Annotated in this window: 2 protein-coding genes and 1 pseudogene; 2 read left to right on the top strand and 1 reads right to left on the bottom strand. The window is 34.5% G+C overall.

Annotated elements, in window-relative coordinates; all coding sequences use genetic code 11:
- Positions 1 to 95: 95 nt before the first annotated feature.
- Positions 96 to 482: pseudogene (locus ACZQCL_RS09115) on the bottom strand (GTP-binding protein); the annotation flags it as partial.
- Between the two features lie 64 nt (positions 483 to 546).
- Here ACZQCL_RS09115 and ACZQCL_RS09110 point away from each other — a divergent pair.
- On the top strand, positions 547 to 1,164 hold the full coding sequence (locus ACZQCL_RS09110; RefSeq protein ID WP_482482940.1) for a flavodoxin family protein: 618 nt from the start codon (positions 547 to 549) through the stop codon (positions 1,162 to 1,164).
- 11 nt (positions 1,165 to 1,175) lie between these two features.
- Entirely contained in the window at positions 1,176 to 1,766 is a 591-nt protein-coding gene (locus ACZQCL_RS09105) for a hypothetical protein (RefSeq protein WP_227993928.1), read from the top strand.
- Positions 1,767 to 1,950: the final 184 nt, after the last annotated feature.

The following is a 1,950-nucleotide window of genomic DNA, read 5'->3' as shown; positions in this document are numbered from 1 at the left end:
GCATTCGAAATAAAGATATATGCCCAGAAGTCAATTTATATAAGACGTTGTATGAGTGTTGATTTTAGCTTTATATCCTAATTTATTAAATGTGTCTTATTAATAAAAATCAGCGTAGGAATCTTATAGTGTTTTAAGCATTTCCAAATGGTAGAAGTGTGAGATTGAATACCGTCTTGTCCATTGATTAAAAGAATGGCTAAATCTAATACTTGAAGACTTCTTTCCATTTCGCTTGAAAAATCGACATGGCCTGGTGTGTCAATCAAATAGATTTCACTATCTTTCCAATGAAAGTGAGCTTCTTTTGAATAAATGGTAATGCCTCTTTCTCTTTCTTGATTATCATAATCCAAATAGGCATCTTGATGGTCGACACGTCCTAATTTTCGGATTGTTTTTGATGTATAAAGCATACTTTCGATACAAGTAGTTTTACCTGCATCGACATGTGCTAATATTCCAGTTACTATTCGTTTCATAAATATCATTTTATCATGTTGACGCAAATGATAAAATAGATATAGGTTTTTTCGGAGGAAAAATATGAAAGTCTTAATGTTGAATGGTAGTCCACATGACAGTGGAGTGAATGATTTGGCTTTGCGTGAAATGGAAGCTGTATTTAAAGAAAATGGGGTTGAAACCGAAATTGTACAAGTTGGAAACTTAGCTGTTCGTGGTTGCTCAGCTTGTGGTGCTTGTACGAAACTTGGCAAGTGTGTATATGATGATATTGTCAATGAATTGTTACCCAAATTTGAAGAAGCGGATGGATTGGTCGTTTCAAGTCCTGTATATTATGCCAGCGCGAATGCGACATTGATTGCAGTATTGGATCGTTTGTTCTATATTTCTCGTTTTGATAAGACAATGAAGGTGGGGGCTAGTGTTGTTTCTTGTCGTCGTGGCGGAGCGAGTGCTACTTTTGATGAATTAAATAAGTATTTTACAATCAGTGGTATGCCTGTTGTATCGAGTCAATATTGGAATTCAATTCATGGAAATAATGCACAAGAAGCCAATCAGGATGAAGAGGGTAAACAAACAATGCGCGTTTTAGCTTGTAATATGACGTTCTTGATGAAAAGTATTGCCTTAGGTAAAGAGGCGTATGGTTTGCCGGAAAAAGAAATTAGAAAGGGTACGAATTTTATTCGTTAAAAGGTAATTGCATGGTGAATTTAAGACATCCAGATAATATATTTTATGATCGCGAAGGCGATTTATTCATAATCACAACGGATTTAGATGGTCGTCAGGAAGTGGTTTGTAAGACCAATCTTGAATGTGTGAGTGATGTTTTGGCAAGATTACTAGATATCAATTTTAAAAAGGTTTGTGACAGTGATGATCGTTTACGTATGTTAGGTGATTTAGAACAATTTGCGTGTGTATATGCACTGAAACTAATGACATATAAGACGGTAAAGGGACTTTACTTAGAGTTTCCTACTTTAGCCAAGTATCAAGGTACAGCTCTAATTAGTCCACACACAGTTATTGATAATCGTAATGATGGTTATAATAATAAGTATCACTTAATGTTGGTGAATGTTATCTATACATCTATGATTCATGCGACTGTTAAGTATGCAGGTTCAAGTCAGGAGGCTGCACACATGAAAGAAGTGTTTGAAACGGTTTTACCAGATGATAAGGGTCTGATTGAAACGTTGAATGATTTCTATGATGGTGCTATCAATGAAGCGGATTTAACGGATATTATTAAGAATATTCAAAACGAAAATACGACAAAAGCTTAAAAAAATCGTTTTCATCGACCGATTTTCAATTTTCGGTCGAGTACAAACACAAAAAACATCTCTATGTTTAACGTGGAGGTGTTTTTTTTATGAAAGTCACATTTAATAAAATGGGATATAGACATCATTAATGTCAAATAGGCTTGTACAATTTACCTGTAAGTGAGGTAATGAAATATGTGTA

It is taken from the genome of Holdemanella sp. (genome assembly GCF_056804935.1).
This window is presented reverse-complemented; position numbering and strand designations above follow the sequence as displayed.

Coding starts and splice junctions, on each gene's coding strand:
- ACZQCL_RS09110 (WP_482482940.1), top strand. CDS start 547: ATGAAAGTCTTAATGTTGAATGGTAGTCCACATGACAGTGGAGTGAAT.
- ACZQCL_RS09105 (WP_227993928.1), top strand. CDS start 1,176: ATGGTGAATTTAAGACATCCAGATAATATATTTTATGATCGCGAAGGC.